The sequence below is a fragment of the Clostridioides sp. ZZV14-6387 genome (genome assembly GCF_020657835.1).
In the GTDB taxonomy this organism is placed as follows: Bacteria; Bacillota; Clostridia; order Peptostreptococcales; family Peptostreptococcaceae; genus Clostridioides; species Clostridioides difficile_A.
On record NZ_JAGWCW010000171.1, the window covers coordinates 1 to 209 of the forward strand.

At 56.9% G+C, this 209-nt stretch carries 1 rRNA gene; it reads right to left on the minus strand.

The annotated features are described in order from the left end of the window. Positions 1-209, minus strand: a 16S ribosomal RNA gene (locus KGF38_RS20280); the annotation flags it as partial.

The following is a 209-nucleotide window of genomic DNA, read 5'->3' on the forward strand; positions in this document are numbered from 1 at the left end:
GCTCCCTTTACACCCAGTAAATCCGGATAACGCTTGCCCCCTACGTATTACCGCGGCTGCTGGCACGTAGTTAGCCGGGGCTTCTACGTATTACCGCGGCTGCTGGCACGTAGTTAGCCGGGGCTTCCTCCGCAAGTACCGTCATTATCTTCCTTGAGGACAGAGTTTTACGACCCGAAGGCCTTCATCACTCACGCGGCGTTGCTGCA